The organism is Streptomyces sp. NPDC046881 (assembly GCF_040645015.1).
Taxonomy (GTDB): domain Bacteria; phylum Actinomycetota; class Actinomycetes; order Streptomycetales; family Streptomycetaceae; genus Streptomyces.
This window is the reverse complement of the sequence record NZ_JBEYXJ010000022.1, coordinates 22662-45393: the sequence shown is the minus strand read 5'-3', so window position 1 is coordinate 45393 and position 22732 is coordinate 22662. Positions and strand designations below refer to the sequence as shown.

21 protein-coding genes are annotated in these 22732 nt (G+C 72.5%); 10 read left to right on the top strand and 11 right to left on the bottom strand.

Going from position 1 to position 22732, the window contains the following annotated elements:
* Nucleotides 1-20: 20 nt before the first annotated feature.
* The 3 genes from ABZ923_RS13880 to hutH all read left to right on the top strand — a co-directional run bounded on the left by ABZ923_RS13880 (nt 21) and on the right by hutH (nt 3729).
* Nucleotides 21-815, top strand: coding sequence for an enoyl-CoA hydratase-related protein (locus ABZ923_RS13880; protein WP_361470633.1), 795 nt, complete (start codon nt 21-23; stop codon nt 813-815).
* Nucleotides 816-959: 144 nt separating this feature from the next.
* A complete protein-coding gene (locus ABZ923_RS13875; protein WP_361470632.1) occupies nt 960-2102 on the top strand; it encodes a GGDEF domain-containing protein in 1143 nt (380 codons plus the stop codon).
* An 88-nt stretch (nt 2103-2190) separates the two neighbouring features.
* Entirely contained in the window at nt 2191-3729 is a 1539-nt protein-coding gene (gene hutH / locus ABZ923_RS13870) for a histidine ammonia-lyase (RefSeq protein ID WP_361470717.1), read from the top strand.
* 55 nt (nt 3730-3784) lie between these two features.
* Here the strand turns inward: hutH and ABZ923_RS13865 are convergent, their stop codons facing one another.
* Nucleotides 3785-4579 (bottom strand): hypothetical protein, encoded by a 795-nt coding sequence (locus ABZ923_RS13865; protein WP_361470631.1) that lies wholly within the window; start codon nt 4577-4579, stop codon nt 3785-3787.
* 42 nt (nt 4580-4621) lie between these two features.
* On the bottom strand, nt 4622-4951 hold the full coding sequence (locus ABZ923_RS13860) for an LAETG motif-containing sortase-dependent surface protein (RefSeq protein ID WP_361470629.1): 330 nt from the start codon (nt 4949-4951) through the stop codon (nt 4622-4624).
* A gap of 109 nt (nt 4952-5060) precedes the next feature.
* Between ABZ923_RS13860 and ABZ923_RS13855 the strand changes: the two genes are divergently transcribed.
* The 4 genes from ABZ923_RS13855 (at nt 5061) to ABZ923_RS13840 (ending at nt 10968) form a co-directional block, all read left to right on the top strand.
* Nucleotides 5061-5405 carry a hypothetical protein gene (locus ABZ923_RS13855; RefSeq protein ID WP_361470627.1) on the top strand — a complete coding sequence of 115 codons (345 nt, stop codon included), beginning with the start codon at nt 5061-5063 and terminating at the stop codon, nt 5403-5405.
* A gap of 227 nt (nt 5406-5632) precedes the next feature.
* A complete protein-coding gene (locus ABZ923_RS13850; RefSeq protein WP_361470625.1) occupies nt 5633-6880 on the top strand; it encodes an Ig-like domain-containing protein in 1248 nt (415 codons plus the stop codon).
* An 89-nt stretch (nt 6881-6969) separates the two neighbouring features.
* Nucleotides 6970-7422 carry an ATP-binding cassette domain-containing protein gene (locus ABZ923_RS13845; RefSeq protein ID WP_361470624.1) on the top strand — a complete coding sequence of 151 codons (453 nt, stop codon included), beginning with the start codon at nt 6970-6972 and terminating at the stop codon, nt 7420-7422.
* A gap of 303 nt (nt 7423-7725) precedes the next feature.
* Nucleotides 7726-10968, top strand: a complete 3243-nt coding sequence (locus tag ABZ923_RS13840; protein ID WP_361470716.1) for a S8 family serine peptidase — start codon at nt 7726-7728, stop codon at nt 10966-10968.
* A gap of 54 nt (nt 10969-11022) precedes the next feature.
* On the opposite strand, the gene ABZ923_RS13835 is transcribed toward ABZ923_RS13840, so the two are convergent.
* Nucleotides 11023-11931 (bottom strand): helix-turn-helix transcriptional regulator, encoded by a 909-nt coding sequence (locus ABZ923_RS13835; protein WP_361470623.1) that lies wholly within the window; start codon nt 11929-11931, stop codon nt 11023-11025.
* Between the two features lie 172 nt (nt 11932-12103).
* On the opposite strand from ABZ923_RS13835, the gene ABZ923_RS13830 reads away from it, so the two are divergent.
* Complete coding sequence (locus ABZ923_RS13830) at nt 12104-13144, top strand: NAD(P)-dependent alcohol dehydrogenase (protein WP_361470621.1); 1041 nt, start codon at nt 12104-12106, stop codon at nt 13142-13144.
* A 167-nt stretch (nt 13145-13311) separates the two neighbouring features.
* Here the strand turns inward: ABZ923_RS13830 and ABZ923_RS13825 are convergent, their stop codons facing one another.
* Together ABZ923_RS13825 and ABZ923_RS13820 are read right to left on the bottom strand one after the other, a co-directional pair.
* The gene (locus ABZ923_RS13825) at nt 13312-14034 is read right to left on the bottom strand and encodes a Type 1 glutamine amidotransferase-like domain-containing protein (protein ID WP_361470620.1); all 723 of its coding nucleotides are present in this window, start codon (nt 14032-14034) and stop codon (nt 13312-13314) included.
* 99 nt (nt 14035-14133) lie between these two features.
* A complete protein-coding gene (locus ABZ923_RS13820; protein WP_361470618.1) occupies nt 14134-14925 on the bottom strand; it encodes an amidohydrolase family protein in 792 nt (263 codons plus the stop codon).
* Nucleotides 14926-15035: 110 nt separating this feature from the next.
* Here ABZ923_RS13820 and ABZ923_RS13815 point away from each other — a divergent pair, with 110 nt between their 5' ends.
* Nucleotides 15036-15413, top strand: coding sequence for a MerR family transcriptional regulator (locus ABZ923_RS13815; RefSeq protein ID WP_361470617.1), 378 nt, complete (start codon nt 15036-15038; stop codon nt 15411-15413).
* A gap of 89 nt (nt 15414-15502) precedes the next feature.
* Here the strand turns inward: ABZ923_RS13815 and ABZ923_RS13810 are convergent, their stop codons facing one another.
* From ABZ923_RS13810 to ABZ923_RS13800, 3 genes are all read right to left on the bottom strand, one after another.
* The gene (locus tag ABZ923_RS13810; RefSeq protein WP_361470615.1) at nt 15503-16621 is read right to left on the bottom strand and encodes a hypothetical protein; all 1119 of its coding nucleotides are present in this window, start codon (nt 16619-16621) and stop codon (nt 15503-15505) included.
* A gap of 143 nt (nt 16622-16764) precedes the next feature.
* Entirely contained in the window at nt 16765-18396 is a 1632-nt protein-coding gene (locus ABZ923_RS13805) for a M48 family metalloprotease (protein ID WP_361470614.1), read from the bottom strand.
* A 248-nt stretch (nt 18397-18644) separates the two neighbouring features.
* Nucleotides 18645-19763, bottom strand: coding sequence for a hypothetical protein (locus ABZ923_RS13800; protein ID WP_361470612.1), 1119 nt, complete (start codon nt 19761-19763; stop codon nt 18645-18647).
* A gap of 256 nt (nt 19764-20019) precedes the next feature.
* Here ABZ923_RS13800 and ABZ923_RS13795 point away from each other — a divergent pair, with 256 nt between their 5' ends.
* Entirely contained in the window at nt 20020-21174 is a 1155-nt protein-coding gene (locus tag ABZ923_RS13795) for a cystathionine gamma-synthase (RefSeq protein WP_361470610.1), read from the top strand.
* Between the two features lie 12 nt (nt 21175-21186).
* On the opposite strand, the gene ABZ923_RS13790 is transcribed toward ABZ923_RS13795, so the two are convergent.
* The 3 genes from ABZ923_RS13790 to ABZ923_RS13780 form a co-directional block, all read right to left on the bottom strand.
* Nucleotides 21187-21435 carry a hypothetical protein gene (locus tag ABZ923_RS13790; protein WP_361470609.1) on the bottom strand — a complete coding sequence of 83 codons (249 nt, stop codon included), beginning with the start codon at nt 21433-21435 and terminating at the stop codon, nt 21187-21189.
* A 97-nt stretch (nt 21436-21532) separates the two neighbouring features.
* The gene (locus ABZ923_RS13785; protein WP_361470607.1) at nt 21533-22036 is read right to left on the bottom strand and encodes a sigma factor-like helix-turn-helix DNA-binding protein; all 504 of its coding nucleotides are present in this window, start codon (nt 22034-22036) and stop codon (nt 21533-21535) included.
* Nucleotides 22037-22136: 100 nt separating this feature from the next.
* The gene (locus ABZ923_RS13780) at nt 22137-22643 is read right to left on the bottom strand and encodes a MarR family transcriptional regulator (RefSeq protein WP_361470714.1); all 507 of its coding nucleotides are present in this window, start codon (nt 22641-22643) and stop codon (nt 22137-22139) included.
* Between the last annotated feature and the right edge of the window lie 89 nt (nt 22644-22732).

Sequence of the window (22732 nt, the reverse complement as noted above, 5' to 3'; positions counted from 1 at the left end):
GCGTTAACCGGAGGGGTGTCATGAGCGAGGAGCGGTTCGGGGAGTTCGTGCTGGTGCGGCGGCACGGGCATGTCGCGGAGCTGGTGCTGGACCGGCCCAAGGCGATGAACGCCGTCTCCACGGAGATGGCCCGGTCCCTCGCGGGCGCGTGCGCCGCGCTCGCCGCCGACCGGGACGCCCGGGTGGTCGTCCTGACCTCGTCGCACGAACGGGCGTTCTGCGTGGGCGCGGACCTGAAGGAGCGGAACTCCTTCACCGACGCCGACCTGGTGCGGCAGCGGCCGGTGGCGCGGGCCGCGTACACCGGGGTGCTGGAGCTGCCGATGCCGACCGTCGCGGCGGTGCACGGTTTCGCGCTGGGCGGCGGGTTCGAGCTGGCGCTGTCCTGCGACCTCATCGTGGCCGACACCACGGCCCTGGTGGGGCTGCCGGAGGTGTCCGTGGGCGTGATCCCGGGCGGCGGCGGCACGCAGCTGCTGCCCCGGCGGGTCGGCGCGGCCCGCGCCGCCGAGCTGATCTTCTCGGCGCGGCGGGTGGAGGCGGCGGAGGCGGCCGAGCTGGGGCTGGTGGACCGGCTGGTGGAGGCCGGCCGGGACCGCGAGGAGGCGCTGGCGCTCGGGCAGCGCATCGCCGGGAACTCGCCGGTGGGCCTGCGGGCGGCGAAGCGGGCGCTGCGGCTGGGGCACGGCCTGGACCTGCGGGCCGGCCTGGAGGTCGAGGACGCGGCATGGCGCTCGGTGGCCTTCTCCGGTGACCGCGCGGAGGGTGTGGCGGCCTTCAACGAGAAGCGCACGCCGCAGTGGCCGGGTGAGTGAGGGCACCCCTGGGAGGGCGCGGTGAGGGGCGCGAGTGGCCACGGCGTACCCGCGACGGGCCGCAGCCCTGCCCCGTAGCCGCACATTCCACCTGATCGCCGCACCAATCTCCCGAACCCCGCCAATCATCCCTAACCTGGAGTAATGGCTGAGGACGAGCGGCTGACCGCGGTCGTGGCGCTGGCGCAGGGCATGGCGGCGGCCCGCACCCCGCGGGAGTGCTGGCAGGCCGCCGCCCTCGGCGCCTGCCACGCTCTCGACGGCAGCTTCGCCGCGCTGTCGGTGTGGGAGCGGGAACTCGGCCGGCTGCGGGTCCTCGTGAACGTCGGGGACCGGGCCCCGGACGAGGAGGAGTTCCCGGAGGCCGAGACCTACCCGGTGCACCAGTTCCCGGAGATCACCGAGTTCCTGCACGAGCGCTGGGCCGGCGGCGGCGGCCCCAACGCCTGGGTGGAGACGGCGGAGGGGACGGCCGCCGGCGACCCCGGTTACTTCCACCAGCGCGTCGCCGCCCTGCGCCGGCGGGGCCGCGGCTGCTGTGTCGTCGCCCCCGTCGTGCTGCACGGCCGCGCCTGGGGCGAGCTGTACGTGGCGCGCGCGGCCGGCGAGCCCCTCTTCGGGCGGGCCGACGCCGACTTCGCCACCGTGCTCGCCGCCGTGGTCGCCGCCGGCATCGCGCAGACCGAGCGGCTGGAGGAGGCCCGCCGGCTCGCGTACACCGACGCCCTGACCGGTCTCGCCAACCGCCGGGCGGTGGACGTACGCCTGGAGGAGGCCGTCGAGCGGCACCGCGCGGAGGGCGTGGTCGTCAGCCTCGTCGTCTGCGACCTCAACGGGCTCAAGCGGGTCAACGACACCCTCGGGCACGCCGTCGGCGACCGGCTGCTCGAACGCTTCGGCTCGGTGCTGTCGCTGTGCGGCGCGATGGTGCCGGGCGCGCTGGCCGCGCGGCTGGGCGGGGACGAGTTCTGTCTGCTCGCGGTCGGGCCGCCCGCCGACGACGTGGTGAAGGCCGCGGACGAACTGTGCCGCCGGGCCGGTGAGTTGGAGCTGGGGGAGGGGGTGGCGTGCGGGGTCGCCTCGACCGAGGACCCGATCGGGGAGGTGCGCGACGCCCGGCGGCTGTTCCGGCTGGCGGACGCCGCCCAGTACCGGGCCAAGGCCACCCGCCTGGACCGGCCGGTGGTGGCCGGCCGGGAGGGGCCGGACGACCCGGTCGTGCGGCTGGCCGACGAGCCGCCGCCCTCGCGGGCGGAGCGGCGCCGGTTCCGCGGGCGCCGGCCGTGAGGCGAAGCCCACACCGCGCGGTAAGGGTCGCCCCCGGTCCCCACTAGTGACATCCCCGCATTCAATGCGTACGCTCCTGAATATGGATATGCACACTGTGGTGGTGGGGACGTCCGGTGTCACGGCGTCCGACGTTCTCGCCGTGGCGCGCGGCGGTGCCCGCATCGAGCTGTCGGCCGAAGCCGTGGCGGCCCTCGCGGCGGCCCGGGAGATCGTGGACGCGCTGGCGGCCAAGCCGGACCCGGTCTACGGCGTCTCCACCGGCTTCGGCGCCCTGGCGACCCGGCACATCAGCCAGGAACTGCGCGCCCAGCTGCAGCGCAACATCGTCCGCTCGCACGCCGCCGGCATGGGGCCGCGGGTCGAGCGGGAAGTCGTACGGGCCCTGATGTTCCTCCGGCTCAAGACCGTCTGCTCCGGGCACACCGGTGTGCGGCCCGAGGTCGCGCAGACCATGGCCGACGTGCTGAACGCCGGCATCACCCCGGTCGTGCACGAGTACGGCTCCCTCGGCTGCTCCGGTGACCTGGCCCCGCTGTCCCACTGCGCCCTCGCGCTCATGGGCGAGGGGGACGCCGAGGGCCCCGACGGTGTCGTACGGCCCGCCGGTGAGCTGCTCGCCGAGCACGGGATCCAGCCCGTCGAACTGCGCGAGAAGGAGGGCCTCGCCCTCCTCAACGGCACCGACGGCATGCTCGGCATGCTGGTCATGGCCCTCGCCGACCTCGACACCCTCTACAAGTCCGCCGACGTCACCGCCGCCCTCAGCCTGGAGGCGCTGCTCGGCACGGACAAGGTGCTCGCGCCGGAGCTGCACGCCATCCGCCCGCACCCGGGCCAGGGCGCCTCCGCCGCCAACATGCTGGCCGTGCTGGCGGGTTCGGGCCTCACCGGACACCACCAGGACGACGCGCCCCGCGTCCAGGACGCCTACTCGGTGCGCTGCGCCCCGCAGGTCGCCGGCGCCGGACGCGACACCCTCGCGCACGCCCGCCTGGTCGCCGAGCGGGAGCTGGCCTCCGCCGTCGACAACCCCGTCGTGCTGCCCGACGGGCGGGTCGAGTCCAACGGCAACTTCCACGGCGCGCCCGTGGCCTACGTCCTGGACTTCCTCGCCATCGCCGCCGCCGACCTCGGCTCCATCGCCGAGCGCCGCACCGACCGGCTGCTGGACAAGAACCGCAGCCACGGGCTTCCGCCCTTCCTCGCGGACGACGCCGGTGTCGACTCCGGTCTGATGATCGCCCAGTACACGCAGGCCGCGCTGGTCAGCGAGATGAAGCGGCTGGCCGTACCGGCCTCCGCGGACTCCATCCCGTCCTCCGCCATGCAGGAGGACCACGTCTCCATGGGCTGGTCGGCCGCGCGCAAGCTGCGCACCGCCGTCGACAACCTCACCCGGATCATCGCCATCGAGCTGTACGCGGCCACCCGCGCCGTCGAACTGCGCGAGGGCCTCACCCCGGCGCCCGCCACCCGGGCCGTCATCGAGGCCGTACGCGCCGCGGGCGTGCAGGGCCCCGGCCCGGACCGCTTCCTGGCGCCCGACCTGGCCGCCGCCGACGCGTTCGTGCGCGGCGGCGACCTCGTGGCGGCCGTGGAGAAGGTCACCGGCCCGCTCCAGTGAGCGCGAAGGGGCCCCGGCACATCGGCCGGGGCCCCTCGACGCTACGGACGAAACGTCACTTCAGCTTGGCGGCCTGCGCCTTCACCACCGGAGCGGAGACCGTGTAGGCCTTCTTGCTCATCATCGCGCCGATGTTGATGGTGGTGTACACCGCGAGGGTGTTCCCGTGCCGCACGACCTCGGCGTGCAGCGGCAGGGTGCCGTCCTTGCCCGCGTCGTTGGTCCCGGTGAAGGCCACCGACGCGTCACCGGTGCCGGAGGACTTCTCCTCGGCGACCTTGGTGAACTTGCCCTTCTCGCCGGCCTGCTCGCCGGAGAAGCCGCCCGCGCACGCCTTGACCGCGTCGGAGACCGCCTTCAGGCCCTGCTCGGCGCCGTCCCCGTCGTACGAGGCCAGCGTGACCACGGTGACGTCCAGGTCCATGGACTTGCCCAGCGCGTCCTCGAACTTGCCGTTCGTCAGGTCCTCCGGGGACGTGGCGTCGTCCGTCGGGGCCTTCTTCTGCTCCGTGGCCATGCGGCTGGTGTGCGCCGCCGGGTCGCCGGGCGCGATGCCGGTGAACGCCCGCAGCACCGGCTCGCACCGGGCGTCGCCGGCCGTGACCTTGCTCTTGTCGGGGACACCGCCCTCGACGGCACCGACCTTGTGCCCGGGCACGTCACCCTGGGCGATGATCAGCTTCTGCAGCTCGCCGGCGCTCAGCGCCTTCGCGGCCGACGTCGCCGCGTCCTTGCCCGAGCCGTTCCCGGAATCCTTCGAACCTTCGCCGCCACAACCCGTGACGAGGGCGAGCGACAGCACGCTCACAGCTGCGGTGGCGCACAGCCGCACGCCCGATGATCTCTTCATGAGCGAACTATGTGGTCGCTGTCAAAGACTCGTCAAGGAAAATTAAAACCCCATGCGTTCCCGGCGCACCGAATACACGACGAATCCGGCGCCCACGGCGAGGAAGAGACTCCCGCCGACGACATACGGGGTGGTGTCGAAGCTTCCCGTGTCCGCCAGCTCGGTCTCCGCCGCCGCGTCCGCGGACTCCGCGGTCGTCGCCGTCACCGCTCTGGCCTGCGTGACCTGTTCGGCCCGCGGCGAGGTGGAGGTGGCCGCCGTCCCTCTCGCCGGGGCGTCCTGCGAGGCGTTCGCGGAGGGGACGAACCACAGCGCGCACAGCAGGGTGCCCGCGGCGGTGGCGGTCAGCAGCGGACGGCGAACGGATGACACGGAATATCGATCCCCTTGTGCAGCTGGCGAATTGGCCGTGTGGGGCGATGTTAGTGAAAGGCGCGGGTCACAGGAAAGTCACGGGAGGTTTCAGTCGTACGCTCCCGCCATGAGCACAGAAGAGACATCACGGTTTGTACGGCTTCGCGTGGAACTGGTGCTGGAGGTGCACGACGACGACGCGGTGGCCAAGGCCGCGCTGCGCCGGATCGCCGAGGACCAGGAGCTGCCCGAGGGGGAGCGGGCGCACGCCGAGGGCGCTGTGACGGAGGACACCGCGGAGGCCCTGGCCTATCTCGTGGATCCGTTCGACCTGGTCGGCAAGGTCCCCGGGGTGGAGCTCCAGCAGGCGTCCTGGTCCAGCGAGCGGATCGACTACGACCCCGATTCGCCCGACTGGGACCTGGACGAGGATGATGGGCCAGACGACGAGGAAGAGGACGGCATCGGCTGAGCGTCCCGGGGCACCCAGAACCCCGGACGGCAACCGCCGTCCGGGGTTTCGTCGTCCCAGGGGGGCGCACGGACCGGATCCCGCAGCACCCGCGACCGCGTTCCCGCGGACGTGGGATGGCCCACAGATGCACGGACTGTGGAACGGGAAGGCCCGGCCGTAGCGTTGAAGGTTCTCGACGGGGACTCTCGGGGTTATCGCGACTCGCAACGATGGAGAAGCTTGTGATGACGGACAGTAAGCGGCGCCGGCGTCTGACGGCCGCGTCCGCTCTGCTCGGCGGTGTGCTGGTGCTGACGGCCTGTTCCGGCGGCGACGCCGACGGCTCCAGTGGCAGCGGCGACACTTCGCAGGCCAAGGTCGACGAGGCGGCGGCCAAGAAGTCGTCGGAGGCGCAGATCACGATCACGCCGAAGGACGGCTCCAACAACGCCTCCATCAACAACTCCGCCGTCGTCGCGGTGCGCAAGGGCACGCTGACGGGCGTCACGATGACCACCCAGGACGGCAAGGCCGTCGCCGGGCAGCTGTCGGCCGACAAGAAGAGCTGGAAGCCCAGCGTCCAGCTGGAGCGCTCCACCACCTACAAGCTCGCCGCCGAGGCCAAGGACTCCGAGGGCCGCATAGCCCACGAGAACGCCTCCTTCACCACGGTCTCCCCGGCCAACAGCTTCATCGGCACCTTCACCCCGGACAACGGCTCGACGGTCGGGGTCGGCATGCCGGTGTCGGTCACCTTCGACAAGGCGATCACCAACAAGGCGGCCGTGCAGAAGGGCATCACGGTCAGCTCCAGCAGCGGCCAGGAGGTCGCCTGCCACTGGTTCAACGCCAACCGCATGGACTGCCGTCCGGAGGAGTACTGGAAGGAGGGCTCCACCGTCACCCTGAAGCTGGCCCTCGACGGTGTCGAGGGCGCGGCCGGCGTCCACGGCGTCCAGCAGAAGACGGTCACCTTCCACATCGGCCGCAACCAGGTCTCCTACGTCGACGCGCAGACCCACCAGATGAAGATCACGCAGGACGGCAAGGTCGTCAAGACCATACCGATCTCCGCCGGCGCCCCCGACAAGAAGACGTACGAGGGCCAGATGGTGATATCGGAGAAGTTCAAGCAGACCCGCATGAACGGCGCCACGGTCGGCTTCAAGGACTCCGACGGCAAGGGCGAGTACGACATCAAGGACGTGCCGCACGCCATGCGCCTGACCACCTCCGGCACCTTCATCCACGGCAACTACTGGGGCGCGTCCTCGGTGTTCGGCAACGAGAACACCAGCCACGGCTGCGTCGGCCTCCAGGACAAGAAGGGTGCCAACGACCCGGGCACGCCGGCGGCCTGGTTCTTCAACCACTCGCTGATCGGTGACGTCGTGGTCGTCCAGCACACCGGCGACAAGACCGTCTCGCCGGACAACGGCCTCAACGGCTGGAACATGGACTGGGCGCAGTGGAAGGCCGGTTCGGCCGTCTGACAGCCCCCTCACAGCTCTCTCCCGGTGCCGCCCCCAGGGGCGGCACCGGTGTTTCCGGGGGCTCCCCGGCGCCTTCTCATCCTTCTTTTATGCCGGGCTTATCGAGTCATCACGCGCCGTACCTGGCTTGCGGCGCATGCACCGCCGGAAAAATCGTCCTCGACGGCACCGATCTCGCCAAGCTGACCGAATCCCGGCTGACAAGGCTCCGCAGCGAGAACATCGGATTCGTCTTCCAGTCCTTCAACCTCATCCCGACTCTCACCGCCCAGGAGAACGTCGAGACGGCCCTCGTACCGCTCGGCACCAAGGTGAGGGAACGCCGTGAACTCGCCGCCGAGGCACTGCGGTCCGTGGGCCTCGGCGAACGCCTCGCCGAGGGCATCCGGGACGAGATCATGGACGTACTGGAACGCCTGTGGAGGGAGCACGGGCTGACCTTCATCATGGTCACCCACGACTCCGCACTCGCGAAGAAGGCCCCGCGGCCGGCCACGCTGCGCAAGGGGAAGATCACGGTGAAGGAGAACGCCGCGACCTGACGGCGTATAACACCGCTATAACGCAGGGGACTTCGCGATTGTGTAACGGTGTCCCGGCCGCCTCGTAACAGTTTCGGGATGCGCTTTCTCACCTTCCTCTCATCTATTGAGCCGTCTGATCACCCCCCGGCATACTGCGTGATCCGGGGGGTTGGGCGTGCAAGCGTGCGAGTCCGCCCCCGACCGGGTGAACGGGGAATTCGCCCGGCACCTCATCTCCAGGGGGAGAACTTGCGCAGACAAGTGAAAAGAGCAGCTGCGGCCACCGTGGCAACGGCCGCAGCGGTCGCCCTCGCAGCGGGTATGACCAGCCCGGCGTCGGCGAAGACCGCGCGCACCTCGACGGCCGCCACCGCCGCCGGAGTCACCGCCAAGCACCACGTCACGCTCATCACCGGTGACCGTGTCGCCCTCGACGCCAAGGGCCGGGTCGTCGGCCTGGAGCGGGCCGAGGGACGCGAGCACATACCCTTCCAGGTCCGCAAGGCCGCCGGACACACGCTGGTCGTCCCGGCCGACGCCGCCCGCCTGGTCGCCTCCGGCACGCTGGACCAGCGCCTGTTCGACGTCACCGAGCTGAACAAGGCCGCCACCCGCAAGGCCCAGAAGAACGGCCTGAAGGTCATCGTCGGCTACCGCGGCACCGCCACCGCCGCCAAGGCCGACGTCCGGGAGGCGGGCACCCTGCGCCGCAGCCTGAAGGCGCTCAACGCGGACGCCGTGCAGACCCCGGCCGAGGCCACCGCCGAGCTGTGGGACGCCGTCACCAACGGCGACCGGACCGCCTCCGGCATCGCGCACGTCTGGCTCGACGGCGTCCGCAAGGCCTCGCTCGACAAGTCCGTGCCGCAGATCGGCGCACCCACCGCCTGGAAGGCCGGCTACACCGGCAAGGGCGTGAAGGTCGCCGTCCTGGACACCGGTGTGGACACCAGCCACCCGGACCTGAAGGACCAGGTGGTCGAGTCCAAGAACTTCACCGCCGCCGCCGACGCCACCGACCACTTCGGGCACGGCACGCACGTCGCCTCCATCGTCGCGGGCACCGGCGCCAAGTCGGGCGGCAAGTACAAGGGCGTGGCCCCGGACGCCAAGCTCCTCAACGGCAAGGTGCTGGACGACACCGGTTCCGGTGACGACTCCGGCATTCTCGCCGGCATGGAGTGGGCGGCCTCCCAGGGCGCCTCCGTCATCAACCTGAGCCTCGGCGGCTACGACACCCCCGAGGTCGACCCGCTCGAAGCCGAGGTCAACAAGCTCTCCGCCGAGAAGGGCGTCCTGTTCGCGATCGCCGCGGGCAACGAGGGCCCCCAGTCGATCGGTTCGCCGGGCAGCGCGGACGCCGCGCTCACCGTCGGTGCCGTCGACAAGCAGGACAAGCTCGCCGACTTCTCCTCCACCGGCCCGCGCACCGGCGACGGCGCCGTCAAGCCGGACGTCACCGCGCCCGGCGTAAACATCACCGCCGCCGCGGCCAAGGGCAGCGTCATCGACCAGGAGGTCGGTGAGAAGCCCGAGGGCTACCTGACCATCTCCGGCACCTCGATGGCCACCCCGCACGTCGCGGGCGCCGCCGCCATCCTGAAGCAGGAGCACCCCGACTGGGGCTACACCGAGCTGAAGGGGGCCCTGACCGGCTCCACCAAGGGCGGCAAGTACACCCCGTTCCAGCAGGGCTCGGGCCGGATCCAGGTCGACAAGGCGATCAAGCAGTCGATCGTCGCCGACCCGGTGTCGGTGAGCTTCGGTGTGCAGCAGTGGCCGCACACCGACGACAAGCCGGTCACCAAGAAGGTGACGTACCGCAACCTGGGCGACAAGGACGTCACGCTCACCCTGTCCAGCACCGCCACCGGCCCCAAGGGCGCGGCGGCCCCGGCGGGCTTCTTCAAGCTCGGCGCGACGACGGTGACCGTGCCGGCGCACGGCACGGCCTCGGCCGACCTCACCGTCGACACCAAGCTGGGCGGCACCCTGGACGGCGCCTACTCCGCGTACGTGACGGCGACGGGCGGCGGCCAGACGGTCCGCACGGCCGCCGCGGTGCAGCGCGAGGTCGAGTCGTACGACCTCACCCTCAAGTTCCTCGGCCGTGACGGCAAGCCGACCCCGAACTACAGCGCCGACCTGAGCGGCGTCGGGGGCCTGGCGGGCGGCCTGTGGCTGAACCCGTACGACAAGTCGGGCACGGTGAAGGTGCGCGCGCCCAAGGGCTCGTACATCCTGAACACCTCGATCGTCGCCGACCCGCAGGACGCCACCAAGGGCATCGACTGGATCGCGCAGCCGAAGCTGACCGTCGGCAAGAAGCAGACGATCACCATCGACGCGCGCAAGGCCAGGCCCGTGGACGTCACCGTCCCGGCCTCGGGCACGAAGTCCCAGTTCGCCTCGCCCGAGTACGACGTCGTGGTCGGCGACAACCAGTACGGCTACGGCTGGTTCCTCGACTCGTACAAGGGCTTCCGCACCGCCCACCTGGGCCCGCAGCTGCCGGCCGGTTCGCTGCGCCAGCAGTGGGACGGCCACTGGAGCAAGGGCGCGACCGAGGAGTACGACGTCACCTCCGGCGGCCCGGTCAGGCAGCTCGCCACCGGCTACACCAAGCACCACAAGGCGAGCGACCTGGCCACGGTGAAGGTCCGCATGGGCGCGGCGGCCGGCGGCAAGAAGGGCTCGGTCGACGCGGTGGGCTGGCTGCCCGGCAGCTCCGGCGCCTCCTCCATCAGCATCCCGCAGAACCTGCCCGGCACCCGCACCCTGCACCTGTCCGCCACCGGCGGCGTGCAGTGGCAGCTGCAGTTCCAGCAGAACGGCGGGGTCGACCAGGACGGCTTCCCGGTCTACGACGCCGGCTACGCCCTCGGCCAGTTCGCCTTCAAGGCCGGCCGGACCTACACCAAGACGGTCAACACCGCGGTCTTCGGCCCGCACGTCGCCAAGGGCCTCGGCATCTTCCGCGACGGCAACGAGATCTTCGGTGCACTGCCGCTGGTCGCCGACTCCGCCAGGAACAGCGGGTACTCGACGTTCACCTCGGTGAACACCACGCTGTACCGCAACGGCACCAAGGTCGGCTCCAGCTCCGACCCGCTGTTCGGCGACAAGCCGTTCAAGGTGCCCGCCGGTGACGCGGCGTACAAGCTGACCACCTCGGTCAAGCGGTCCTCGAAGGTGGCGGAGGCCTCGACGCGTATCGACGCGGCCTGGACCTTCCGCTCCAAGAAGACCGCGGACTTCGTCCAGCTGCCCGCCTCGTCCCTGCGCTTCGGTGCCACCACCGGCCTGGACAGCCGGGTCGCGGCCGGCAGGACGGTCACCTTCCCGGTCACCGTCGAGGGCTCCGCCGCCGGCGGCAACCTGAAGTCCCTCGCCGTCTACGTCTCCTACGACGGCAAGAACTTCAAGAAGGTCACCGTCAAGAACGGCAAGATCACCGTGAAGAACCCGGCGAAGAACAAGGCGGTCTCGTTCCGCGCCAAGATCACCGACAAGAAGGGCAACACGTCGGAGATCACGATCTACAACGCGTACTTCGGCAAGTAGGCCGTAGCACACCCCGACGAGGGGCACACCGGAGGACGGTCTCCGGTGTGCCCCTCATCGCATGGCGGCGCGGTTCGCGTCCGTGCCCCAGCTGGCCAGCAGCCGGAGGGACTCGGCGGAGGGGGAGCCCGGTTCGGCGTGGTACGTGACCAGCGACTGGTCGGAGCCGTCCGTCATGCGGAAGCTCTCGAACTGCAGGGCCAGGTCGCCCACCAGGGGGTGGTGCAGCTCCTTGACGCCGTGGCTCTTCTCCTTGACGTCGTGCGTGGCCCACAGCCGGCGGAACTCCTCGCTCTTCACGGAGAGCTCGCCCACCAGCGCCGACAGCCGCGGATCGTCCGGATAGCAGCCCGCGTCCATCCGCAGCGCGCAGACGATGTCGATCGCCTTCTGCTCCCAGTCGACGAACAGCTCCCGGTAGTCCGGGCGCAGGAAGACCAGCCGCGACCAGTTCCGCTCGGCCGGCGGCAGCTCCGCCCAGTCACCGAAGACGGCCGCCGCCATCCGGTTCCAGGCCAGGATCTCCGTCCGCCGGCCCACGACGTACGCCGGCACCCCGTCCATCGAGTCCAGCAGCTGCCGCAGCGCCCCCCGCACCTGCTGCTGCCGCGCCGCCGGCTTCTTCTTGTGCGCCTTCGGCTTCGCCAGATGCGTGAGGTGCGCGTGCTCGGCGTCCGTCAGCCGCAGCGCCCGGGCGATCGAGTCCAGCACCTCCGCCGACACGTTGCGGCCGTTGCCCTGCTCCAGCCGCGTGTAGTACGCCACCGACACCCCGGCCAGCTGCGCCAGCTCCTCGCGGCGCAGCCCCGGCACCCGGCGGTGCCGCCCGAACGGGGCCAGACCCACGTCCTCGGGCTTCAGCCGGGCCCGCCGGCTGCGCAGGAACTCGCTCAGCTCCGCCCGCCGGTCCAGGGGCCGGCCGGCGGCCACGGTCGCGTCCGGCTGCTCGTCCCTGCTGTCCATGCGTCCAGTATTCCTGGTCGTACGCAGGTGAGCCTGACCCCGCCGGTGGTAGGCACGGCAGTCGTACGCAAAGGCGTGGTCTGGGTGAGCGGCCCTTCGCGGGGCAGGCTGGACGCCGTGCCCGGCAGGAAGGCAGCCGGGTGCGCGCCCCCCCGCTAGGAGATTCACCGGCATGACCACTGTTGCTGCGTACGCCGCGCCCGCCGCGAAGGCCCCGCTGGAGCGGACGACCATCGAGCGACGCGCGGTCGGCGAGTTCGACGTCCTGATCGACATCAAGTTCGCCGGTATCTGTCACTCCGACATCCACCAGGCCCGCGAGGGCTGGGGAGAGGCGATCTTCCCGATGGTCCCCGGCCACGAGATCGCGGGCGTCGTCTCCGAGGTCGGCTCCGGCGTGACGAAGTTCCAGGTCGGCGACCGGGTGGGCGTCGGCTGCATGGTCGACTCCTGCCGCGAGTGCGAGAACTGCCTGCGAGGCGAGGAGCAGTACTGCCTCAAGGGCATGGTCGGCACCTACAACGCCGTCGGCAAGGACGGCGAGCCCACCTACGGCGGCTACTCCGAGAAGATCGTCGTCGACGAGAACTACGTCGTCCGCATCCCCGACGGCCTCTCCCTGGACGTGGCCGCGCCGCTGCTGTGCGCGGGCATCACCACGTACTCCCCGCTGCACCACTGGAACGCGGGCCCCGGCAAGAAGGTCGCCGTCGTCGGCCTGGGCGGCCTCGGCCACATGGCCGTCAAGATCGCGCACGCCATGGGCGCCGAGGTGACGGTCCTGTCCCAGTCCCTGCGCAAGAAGGACGACGGCCTGAAGCTGGGCGCCGACCACTACCACGCCACCAGCGACCCGAAGACCTTCGAGGAGCTGGCCGGCACCTTCGACCTGATCGTCTCGACCGTGTCGGCGCCGATGGACTTCGGCGCGCTGCTGTCGCTGCTCAAGGTCGACGGCGCCCTGGTGAACGTGGGCGCGCCCGAGGAGCCCATCGCGCTCAACCTGTTCTCGGTGATCGGCGGCCGCAAGACGCTCGCCGGCTCCATGATCGGCGGCATCCGCGAGACCCAGGAGATGCTCGACTTCTGCGCCGAGCACGGCATCGGCGCCGAGATCGAGCTGATCAGCGCGGCCGAGGTCAACGAGGCGTACGAGCGGGTGCTGGCGAGCGACGTCCGCTACCGCTTCGTCATCGACACCGCCACGATCTGACCTGCGGTCCTGCCGGGCCGTAGTCCTGCCGGGTCGTAGTTCTGCCGGGCCGTCGTCCTGGCGGGCTACGGCCTGCGGCGGATCGTCCGCCCGCTGCCGGGCGTCTGCCGGGTGCGGGGCCGTCGTGGTCGTTCGCGCAGTTCCCCGCGCCCCTCCGGGACGCGCTCCTACAGACCGAAGCCCTCCCCGGCGCCGTACGCCCGCACCACCGCGGCCCCGTCCGGCGCGGGCCGCACCACGTGCACCCGGCCGGCCCCGGCCACCCGGGCCTTGTCGCCGTCCACCGCGAGCAGGGTGTTCTCGTCCACGGCGACCCCGTACGGCACCTCGCCCCGCGCGACCGCCGCCACCAGCCGCGGCAGCGTACCCCACTGGGCCGCGTGCACGTCCACCGCGAACGGCACCAGCCCGAGCCCCGCCCGCACCTCGACCTCCGCCAGGTCCTCGCCGGTCTCCTCCGGGCACACCGGCACCCCGTCCACCAGCCACCCGCCGACCACGGCCCGCCGCGCGGCCACGGCGGCACCGGCGGAGAACCCGGCGTACGGCAGACCGCGCGCCGCCAGCAGCTCCGGCAGCCGTCCCAGGCACCCCGAGAGGGCCTCCTGGTAGGCCGGCGTCAGCCCGCCGCACACCAGCAGCCCGTCGAGCCCGTCCAGCGCGGCCTCCGGCTCGAACCGGCCGCCGAGCGGCACCAGCAGCGGCACCGGCACACACCCGGGGTCCACCGTGCGCAGCGCCACCGCGTACCGCTCGAACTGCGCCGCCCCGTCCCCCTCGTCCAGGACCAGGCACCCGACCCGCCGCTCCCCGCGCACCTCGCGCAGGAACGGCTCGTACACCTCGGCGCGGTCCCAGCCACCGCCGACCAGAAACACAGGACTGCCCATGCCCTCCCCTTCAACAGACGTGAGGGGCGAATGTACGGGGCGGAAGCCGGAACCGTCGCCCGATTTACGTGCTCACGGGCTGCTCTGGTGCTCGGGGGCTCAGCGGGGCACGCGGAACACCTCGGCCGCGGTGCCGCCCAGCACCCGGTCGCGGACCTCGCCGGAGGCCGTGGCCCGCTCCACCATCACGCGGGCCACGACGGGGTCGCCGTAGGGGGCGTCGGAGCCGAAGAGGGTCCGCTCGGGGAGTTCGCGGACGGCCAGCCGTACGGCGATGACGAGGAACGCCGTCGACAGTTCCAGGTACATGCCGGGCGTGTCCCGCACCAGTTCCACGGCCTCCATCCAGTGCAGGCCGCCGAGCTGGCTGACGACGAGCGGCACGCGGGGGTGGCGGCGGGAGAGCGCGGCGAGCGTGCGCAGGTCGTCCGCGGTGGTGGGGGCGAAGCCGTGCACGACCACGGGCAGACCGCCATGGTCGGCGGCGGCCCGCAGCACGGGCTCCAGCCGCCCGGCCCGCCCCGGCGCCGGCGTCAGCTCACCGATCCCGCACAGCCCCCGGCCGACCACGTCCTCGGCGACGGCCCGTTCGACCTCCTCCGCCGGCAGCTCCAGCGGCACGGACCCGAACCCGACGAACCGGTCCGGATGCGCGGCGACCGCCGCGGTCACCTCGTCCAGCGCACCGGCGAAGGCCTCCCGGGTACCGCCGCGCCCGCCGAGCGCACCGTCCAGCACCGCGAACTCCCGCCGCAGCGACGGAAGGTCACCGGCCCGTTCGGGATGCGGCCGGGTCGGGAACAGGACGGCCCTGTCGACACCGGCGGCGTCCAGAGCGTCCAGGTGGAGGCCGACGGGGTCGTGCACATGCCCGTGCGCATCGATGATCACTGTCTCTCCCTCGGTTCGCGGAATCCCGCTCTCCGGTGGAGCGTCGCAACCTGACACAGTGGCAGGGTCAAGCGAGACAGGGAAAACGAGACGGGAAGGCGGAACACACCGTGCTGATCGGCGAACTGGCGGCCCGCACCGGCACCAGCCCCCGCCTCCTGCGCCACTACGAGAGCACCGGCCTCCTCACCCCGCACCGCCGTCCCAACGGCTACCGCACGTACGAGGAGGCGGACGTCCAGCGCGTCCACCGCATCCGGACCCTCCTGGCCGCGGGCCTGCCGACCCGCCTGGTCGGCACGCTGCTGCCGTGCACGGCGGACACCGGGACGGGCCCCACCCTGACCGCCTGCCCCGGAGTCCCCGAAACCCTGCGCCGCCGCCTGTCCGAACTGGACGAGAAGGCCCGCCGCCTGGAGGCCGAGCGCACGGAACTACGCCGCCTGCTCACCGCCCTGACCACACGGAACGCCGCCGCGCAGCGCTGATCACCTGCCGGACGCGCCGGCCTCCGCGGCATACGTGAGCAGCCGTTCGTCCGAGGTCCGTGACGCCCGGGCGGCTCCGCGCATTCCGGTCAGGCGGCCGCCGGCGCGGCTTCCGCCACCGTTCGGACCACGGTGTCGCGGACCTGGCAGTAGTACCCGGCCATGTCACCCCGGTAGCGCCACGGCAGCGCGTTCACATGCCCGTCGACCAGCTTGAACTGCTCCAGCGCCGCCTTGTTGCGGTCCTGCAGGTGCAGGTAGAACGCCAGCAGGTGACGCAGTTCCGGCAGCCGCGGGTGGGACGGGTCGGCCGCCGCCGCGTCCGCGAGGGCCGCGTCGACCCGCGCCCGCATCTGCGGCGTGTTGTCGGCCTCGGTGTCCTCCGACTCGTCGTGCTCGAAGTGCGCGATGAGCGGCAGCGCCGTCAGCAGGCTGCCCAGGGGCGCGTCGGCCGCCGCCCGCTCGGCGAACTCGGCGGCCAGCCGCTCCGAGCCGCGCCACTTCGCGCACCAGTACTGCAACGCCGAGAAGTGGGCCTCGTAGTGGTGCGGGGCCCGCTCGGTGATCTCCGCCCACAACGTGTCCATCTGGGCGTTGGGGTAACCGAGGCCCAGCGCCACCCAGATCTCCGCGACGTACGGCGTCGGGTCGTCCGGATTCAGCGCCGCCGCCCGGGCGATCTCCTCACGGGCACCGGCCAGCGTGCGGTGGAAGGCGTCGAACTGCTCCCTGGTCGTGTACTCGGCCCGCTTGCCGCCCCGCAGCTTCCAGGCCAGGATCACCGTGCTGCGGGCGCGGACCACGGCCGCGTCCGGGTCGTCCCGCCGTTCGGTCTCCCACGCCAGCAGCCAGGAGTCCTCCTCGGCGGCGCACTCGGCCAGCAGGTAGGCGACCGCGGACCGGCGTTCCCAGTCCCGGCCGATCGTCGCGAGCAGGTCGGCGGCCGGCTTCCAGTCGCCGCCGCGCACCGCGGCCAGCACGGTGGTCCACTCCGCCGGCTGGGGCGCGGCGAGGTCGGTGTTCTGCCGCTCGGCGGGCAGCAGGCCGAGCTTCTCCGCGGCCTGCGCGGCCTCGGCGGCCTCCGCCGCCTCCGCGTCGTCGTCGGGGGTCGGGTGGAAGAGCTCCTTCAGGAACACCCAGGCCAGCCACAGCACGAAGATCAGCGTGGGGACGGCCAGGGCGCCCAGTATCCAGAACAGGACGGTCATGGGGGTGGGTTCGTTTCCTTCTCGGGGGACGGCGGCAGGACGTGGGGGTCAGGGGAGAGCGGGGAGGGATGGAGGGGCAGGCGGGGCTCCCTGGGGGTGCGGGGCGGGGGCCGGACAGGGGTGCTGGGGCGCCGGCGGACCGGTCAGGCGTGCTGGGTCGCCGGCGGCAGCAGCGCCCGCAGCGCCGTGGTGTCGGGGTGGTCGGCGAGCGCCGCCTCCACGGCCTCCTCCAGCGCCGCCTCGGGACCGTCGTCCTCCGTCTCCGAGCCCCAGCCGGGCAGCCGCACGGTTGCCGGGCGCGTCCAGGAGAACTCCCAGTGCAGCAGCGAACGGGAGCTGAACTCCGCCAGCACCATGGTGCGCAGCGAGCGGCGCAGCACGGGCCGTACGAACTCGCGGAACGCCCGCCCCTTCGCGGCCGCCGCCTCCTCCGACAGCGGCAGCTTCTCCGCCAGCCGCCACAGCCGGCCGTCGTCGATGACGTCCAGCAGCGCCGGCAGCGTCGCCGGCTGCCCGGTGTATCCGGTCAGCGCCCGGTGCAGCGGGGTCTGTGCCACCGCCAGGCCCGCGGCCATCGAGGCGTCCAGCAGCTCCTCCCAGCCGGCCGCGCGCGGGTAGCGGAGCAGCTCGTCGGCGAGGACGGCGTCCTCCAGGGCGGCCAGCGTGCGCGCCGGGTCGGCGAGCAGGGCCAGCGCCGCTCCCTTGGCCTCGTCGGCGCGGCCGTCGGCGGGCAGCGCCTCGATCCGGCGTACCCGCTCGGCGATCGGCGGGTGGGAGTCGTACGCTCCCGCCGGCTCCTCCGGCAGCTCGGTGCGGAGGTTCACCAGCTCCAGTTCACGGGCCGTCAGCAGCTTGCCGAAACCGCCGAAGAACTCGCCGCGCGGGGGCAGCAGCCGGGCCTGCAGGCCCAGGGTGGCGTAGGACTCCAGGTAGAAGTCGTGGGAGGCGGACAGCACCGGGATCTCGCGCAGCGCCGACGCGGTCGCGTCCCGTCCGGCGATCCGGGCGGCGGTCAGGTCGGCGGCGAACTCCTGGCCGCGCGCGGTGGACAGCGAGGCGCGCAGGTAGAACTTGCCGTACGCGGTGTAGATCCGCGCCATCGTCCGGTACGTCGCCCCGACGCCGGTCGTGTCGACCTGCTTGGCCTTCTTGCCCTTGGCGACCCGCTTGGCGGACGCCCTCTCCTGCCGGGCCCGGTCGGCGGCCACCTTGTCGTCCGCCTTGGCGTGGAACTGGCCGATGACCCGGCCGATCTGCACGCGTCCGCGCACGACGAGCGCGGACAGCCGGGTGTCGCCGCCGGTGAAGTGCCCGAACTCGTGGGCGAGTACGGAGCGCAGCTGGGCCTCGGTCAGGCCGGTCAGCAGCGGGACGCCGAGGTAGAGGCGGCGCGGGCCGGCGAACAGGCCGAGCAACCGCGGGTCCTCGCTGACGGCCGCGTTGACCTCGCCGGTGAGCAGGATCCGGTCGGGGGCGCGGGTGCCGGCCGCCGCGGCCAGCTCCCGGACCAGCGCCCACAGCCGGGGCTCGTCGGCCTCGGTGACCAGGATGCCGGGGCCGTCCTCGCCCTTGGGGGTGCGCAGCATGAGCATGCCGCGGACGACGGGGATGGCCAGCACCACCGTGACGAAGCCGACCTTCGCCGTGAGCGGGCCGTGTCCCCAGCTGAACACGAGGACGTCGATGCCGATCAGCGCGGCGAGCAGGACGAGGCTCAGCAGATAGAAGCCGAGCAGCAGGACAAGGGCGCGCAGCGCGCGCAGAGTTGCGCCCATCGGGCAGATCCCCCCACAGGACCTCAGAAAAGGGACATGACGGAGCGCCGGACCGGCGGGGGCCGGTCGGTGCGGGTGGTGCGGTGTGCGGTCGTCGTGCGTGTGGTGGTGCTGGTGGTGCTCGCGGTACGACCTTGGGACGGTGCTGGTGGTGCGGTGTGGGGGGATGCGGAGTATGCCCTACCGCAGGTCAGAAGGGCAATGTGAAGGGGGTGACGGGCGGTTGGGGCCGCCGGCCGGCGCGCCGGTCAGCCGGGGAGGCCCGCCGGGCTGCCGCCGTTGGCCTCGTAACCGGCCACGGCCAGGGCGCGGTGCACGGCGAACGCGGCGGCCGGGTCGTCGGTCAGGGTCCACGGCAGCGCCCCGACATGGCCGTCGATGTGTATCAACTGCTCCATGGCCTCCGCCCAGCGCTCGGCGGGGACCAGGAAGAACACCAGCAGGTGCCGGACGTGGGGAAGCGTCGGGTCGTCGGGGCGGGCCGCGCGGACCGCGTGCAGCGCGCCGTGGATCGCCTTGGTGACGACCTCGCTCCGGTAGAGGCTTCGGACCAGGTTCACCTCCGGGAGGTGCTCGAACACCGCGAACAGCGGCAGCGCGGCGAGCAGCGAGCCCTCCGGGGCGCGGGCCGCGGCGGCCTCGGCGAAGGAGTACGCCTGCTCGCGCGAGCCGTGCCACTTCTCGCACCAGTAGTGCAGCGCGGCCAGGTGCGCGCCCATGTGGTGCGGGGCGCGGTCGACGATCTTCAGCCAGAGCTGGTCGAACTCGGCCGGCGAATAGGCCAGGCCGCGCGCGATGGACAGCTCTATGACGTACGGCACCGGGTCGCCCGGGGCCAGCAGGGCCGCCTGCGCGCAGGCGGCCTGCGCCTCCTCCATGATGATCCGGAACTCCGCGGTGCCCGGCGTCGCCGTCCGCCAGGCCTGCTGCACCAGGAACTCCGCGTGGACGGCGGCGCCGCCCGCGTCCTTGGGCTGCTCGGCCCGCCACACCCGCAGCCACTGGCCGCCCGGCGTCTCGTGCACCCCGCCGGGCCGCTGCTGGAGCTCCAGCGCGGCGGCGCCCGCGAGGGCCTGCACCCGCTGCCAGCGCAGCTCGCCCTCGGACTCGGTGCCGGCCAGCAGCTGGGCCGCGGCCCGGTAGTCCTGGGTGCGCTGGACCAGCTCCAGGACCGCCAGCAGGTCCTCGTCCGGGCCGGGCAGGCGCACGTCCAGCTCCTCCTGGCGCAGGAAGCCGTAGGCCGCCGGGTCGGCGGCGTCCGGGTGTCCCGGGGGAACCTGCTCGATCACCCCACGCCTGCGCCGCAGGAACGGGAGCAGCACGAAGCCCAGCATGAGCAGCGCCATCAGCAGCCAGAGAATCGCCATGCCTCCAGCGTTCCAGACGCCGCCGGAAATTGGCGAACCCCACCGCCCGGCTGTGGAAAACTCCCGACCGGGGCATGACAGAGGCGCGGGTCCGGAGCGGGCCGGAGCCGGCCCGGAGCGGGGCCGGCCGTGGCCGGAGCCCACCGGTCCGGCCGCCCGGCCGTTCGCCCCCGAGCATGACGGCAGCATTGCAAGACAGGACGAATCCCTCTTGCCAGGCATCGGGAACGGGCCGGGCGCACTACGCTCGGTACACATGAGTGACAGCCACATCAGTCAGCACTTCGAGACTCTCGCGATCCACGCGGGTAACACCGCGGATCCCCTCACCGGCGCGGTCGTCCCGCCGATCTACCAGGTTTCGACCTACAAGCAGGACGGCGTCGGCGGGCTGCGCGGCGGCTACGAGTACAGCCGCAGCGCCAACCCGACCCGCACCGCCCTGGAGGAGAACCTCGCCGCGCTGGAGGGCGGTCGCCGAGGCCTCGCCTTCGCGTCCGGCCTGGCGGCCGAGGACACCCTGCTGCGTACGCTGCTCACCCCCGGCGACCACGTCGTGATCCCCAACGACGCCTACGGCGGCACCTTCCGGCTCTTCGCCAAGGTCGCCACCCGCTGGGGCGTGGAGTGGTCGGTCGCCGACACCAGCGACCCGGCCGCCGTCCGCGCCGCGATCACCCCGAAGACCAAGGCGGTCTGGGTGGAGACCCCCTCCAACCCGCTGCTCGGCATCACCGACATCGCCGCGGTCGCCCAGGTCGCCCACGACGCGGGCGCGAAGCTGGTCGTCGACAACACCTTCGCCACCCCCTACCTCCAGCAGCCGCTCACGCTCGGCGCGGACGTCGTCGTGCACTCCCTGACCAAGTACATGGGCGGCCACTCGGACGTGGTCGGCGGTGCGCTGATCGTCTCCGACCCGGGCCTCGGCGAGGAGCTGGCCTACCACCAGAACGCGATGGGCGCCGTCGCCGGCCCCTTCGACTCCTGGCTGGTGCTGCGCGGCACCAAGACCCTCGCGGTGCGCATGGACCGGCACAGCGAGAACGCCACGAAGATCGCCGACATGCTGACCCGGCACCCGCGGGTGAGCGGCGTCTGCTACCCGGGGCTGCCCGAGCACCCCGGCCACGACGTCGCCGTCAAGCAGATGAAGGCGTTCGGCGGCATGGTGTCGTTCCGGGTCGAGGGCGGCGAGGCGGCGGCGATCGAGGTGTGCAACCGCGCCAGGATCTTCACCCTCGGCGAGTCCCTCGGCGGCGTCGAGTCGCTGATCGAGCACCCCGGCCGGATGACCCACGCCTCCGCGGCCGGCTCCGCGCTGGAGGTCCCGGCCGACCTGGTCCGCCTGTCCGTCGGCATCGAGAACGTCGACGACCTGCTGGAGGACCTGCGGCAGGCACTCAGCTGACGGCCGGGTTCGTCACCAGCCCGTGAGCGGTGGAGTCGTCTGCGAGGGCGGCTCCGCCCACGGGTGGGCGTCGGCCGCCCACACGGCGAACGCGACGGCCGCGGCGCACGCCAGCAGCCACAGCACCCGGCGCACCAGCCGGCGCTGCCGCAGCAGACGGTCCCCGCGGCGCACCGCGTCCCCGTGCAGATCCGGCGGCACCGGCGCGACGCCCTGCTCCATGATCCGCCGCACGGCGGCCTCCCGCTCGCCCCGGTTCACCGCGGCCTCCCCTCCGGCCCACCGCACGCGACGCACGCGACAAGCCCTCCGCGCGCGGGGCGGCCGTGCGGCAGGGCGGCAGCACCGTCGGCGGGCCTCATGACAGCGCCGTCTTCGGGTTCGCCGGGCGCGGGGCCGCAGGGGGCCCCGGGTGGAGCACGGTGGCCGTGGCGCGGTCGCAGAGGGTGTGGACGCGCTCCACGGGCAGGCCGAGCAGGGCCGCGGTCTGTTCCTCGGCCACCCCCTCGTAGAGCCGCAGCACCAGGACCAGCCGTTCCCGCGGTGTGAGCGCGGCGAGCGGACTGCGCGGATCCGGCCGGGCCCGGCCGAAGGCGCCGTACTGGTGCCAGGTGGTGCGTGCGAAGCGCGTGGCGAGGTACTGCCGGGCGCAGTCGTACGGGTCCTCGCCGCGCAGCCGGTCCCAGCGGGCGTAGGTGTGGGCGAGCGCGAGCGTCAGCAGGCGCCGCGCGCGCGGGTTGGCGTCCGGCGCCTCCGCGGTGAGCAGCATGGCGGCGTGCAGCAGGCGCCCGGACGCGCCTGCGGCGAACGCCTCGAACTCCCGGGCCCTGCGGGTGTCACGGGCCGCTCGCCGATCACGCACCACGCCTCCCCCCGACGGGGTCCTGTGCGGACCCGGTCTCATATGAGGCCAGTGGCGGCCCCGGGTCAAGAGGTGCGGGCCCTGCCGTGCGGTGCCCGGCTCAGGAGGCCGGCGGCTGCTCCGTCGCCGGCACGCCCTGCACCGACATCCGCGCGGACAGCGCGACGTTGAAGCGGGTGAGGAGCGTGCAGAACTGCTCGCGCTCCTCCGGCGCCCAGTCGTGTGTCAGCTCGGCCATGAGCTGACGCCGGGACGAGCGCACCTCCTCCAGCCGGGCGGCGCCGCGCGGGGAGAGCTGGAGCACCACGGCACGCCCGTCCTCCGGGTGCGAGGTGCGCTTGACGAGCCCGGTGTCGACCAGCGGCGCCACCTGCCGGGTGACCGTGGAGGAGTCGATCCCCATGCTCGCGGCGAGCGCCTTGACGCCCATCGGGCCTTCCTTGTCGAGGCGGTTGAGCAGCAGGTACGCGGCGCGGTCCATGGAGTTGCGCACCTGGCCGACGCCGCCGAGCCGGGTCTGTTCGGCACGGCGGGCGAACACCGCCACCTCGTGCTGGAGGATGTCGAGGAGACCGGTGTCACCGACGGTCGTCATGTCCATCGACATTTCAGGTGTTGTGGGCATGGCCGGAGGCTCGCTTCATGAAGGGCTGCTGGGTTGGGGGACAGGGTACGCGGCCCGGCGCCGAGCCGTAC

Excerpts from the sequence above, each read along its gene's own strand:
- ABZ923_RS13880 (WP_361470633.1), top strand. The coding sequence starts at position 21 with ATGAGCGAGGAGCGGTTCGGGGAGTTCGTGCTGGTGCGGCGGCACGGG.
- ABZ923_RS13875 (WP_361470632.1), top strand. The coding sequence starts at position 960 with ATGGCTGAGGACGAGCGGCTGACCGCGGTCGTGGCGCTGGCGCAGGGC.
- hutH (WP_361470717.1), top strand. The coding sequence starts at position 2,191 with ATGCACACTGTGGTGGTGGGGACGTCCGGTGTCACGGCGTCCGACGTT.
- ABZ923_RS13865 (WP_361470631.1), bottom strand. The coding sequence starts at position 4,579 with ATGAAGAGATCATCGGGCGTGCGGCTGTGCGCCACCGCAGCTGTGAGC.
- ABZ923_RS13855 (WP_361470627.1), top strand. The coding sequence starts at position 5,061 with ATGAGCACAGAAGAGACATCACGGTTTGTACGGCTTCGCGTGGAACTG.
- ABZ923_RS13850 (WP_361470625.1), top strand. The coding sequence starts at position 5,633 with ATGACGGACAGTAAGCGGCGCCGGCGTCTGACGGCCGCGTCCGCTCTG.
- ABZ923_RS13845 (WP_361470624.1), top strand. The coding sequence starts at position 6,970 with ATGCCGGGCTTATCGAGTCATCACGCGCCGTACCTGGCTTGCGGCGCA.
- ABZ923_RS13840 (WP_361470716.1), top strand. The coding sequence starts at position 7,726 with ATGACCAGCCCGGCGTCGGCGAAGACCGCGCGCACCTCGACGGCCGCC.
- ABZ923_RS13835 (WP_361470623.1), bottom strand. The coding sequence starts at position 11,931 with ATGGACAGCAGGGACGAGCAGCCGGACGCGACCGTGGCCGCCGGCCGG.
- ABZ923_RS13830 (WP_361470621.1), top strand. The coding sequence starts at position 12,104 with ATGACCACTGTTGCTGCGTACGCCGCGCCCGCCGCGAAGGCCCCGCTG.
- ABZ923_RS13825 (WP_361470620.1), bottom strand. The coding sequence starts at position 14,034 with ATGGGCAGTCCTGTGTTTCTGGTCGGCGGTGGCTGGGACCGCGCCGAG.
- ABZ923_RS13810 (WP_361470615.1), bottom strand. The coding sequence starts at position 16,621 with ATGACCGTCCTGTTCTGGATACTGGGCGCCCTGGCCGTCCCCACGCTG.
- ABZ923_RS13805 (WP_361470614.1), bottom strand. The coding sequence starts at position 18,396 with ATGGGCGCAACTCTGCGCGCGCTGCGCGCCCTTGTCCTGCTGCTCGGC.
- ABZ923_RS13800 (WP_361470612.1), bottom strand. The coding sequence starts at position 19,763 with ATGGCGATTCTCTGGCTGCTGATGGCGCTGCTCATGCTGGGCTTCGTG.
- ABZ923_RS13795 (WP_361470610.1), top strand. The coding sequence starts at position 20,020 with ATGAGTGACAGCCACATCAGTCAGCACTTCGAGACTCTCGCGATCCAC.
- ABZ923_RS13780 (WP_361470714.1), bottom strand. The coding sequence starts at position 22,643 with ATGTCGATGGACATGACGACCGTCGGTGACACCGGTCTCCTCGACATC.